Origin of the sequence: Methylobacterium sp. J-030, from assembly GCF_022829545.1 — a bacterium.
Lineage (GTDB): Bacteria > Pseudomonadota > Alphaproteobacteria > Rhizobiales > Beijerinckiaceae > Methylobacterium.
In genome coordinates this window covers 1-382 of the sequence record NZ_JAKSYM010000020.1, presented here as the reverse complement: position 1 = coordinate 382, position 382 = coordinate 1, and the positions used below count along the sequence as shown (strand labels likewise).

General features: G+C 62.8%; 1 pseudogene. It reads right to left on the bottom strand.

Annotated features, from left to right (window positions below):
* Window positions 1–50: 50 nt before the first annotated feature.
* Window positions 51–382 (bottom strand): annotated as a pseudogene (locus MKK75_RS00450) (Crp/Fnr family transcriptional regulator); the annotation flags it as partial.

The following is a 382-nucleotide window of genomic DNA, read 5'->3' as shown; positions in this document are numbered from 1 at the left end:
CAACAAACCAGGAGCGCAGCATGGTTGGTGATAGGACGGTGCTTGCTCACTCATTCCGGCAGTCCCTGACCACGCAGATCATGAAGCACCGGGTTCACGTTTACGCTTGTAAACCCAACACAGTCCCCGGAATCATCCGGGGTCATTGGAAATTCAAAGTTGTCCTGGCTCACCAGCCCCACGCCCCGCAAGCGCACGAGCAACTCGCACACGAGATGCGCCATCTGCCGGTCGGCGGCCCGTTGCCCCCTGTTGACGAGCCAGGCCCGCAGCGTGCCCTCATCGACCAGGGTCGCCCACCAGAGCGCTCGCGTGATGCGGGGATGGCGGGCCGTGAGATGCTCGATGACCGAGCGCGGAATATCCACGATGGTGCAGCCCC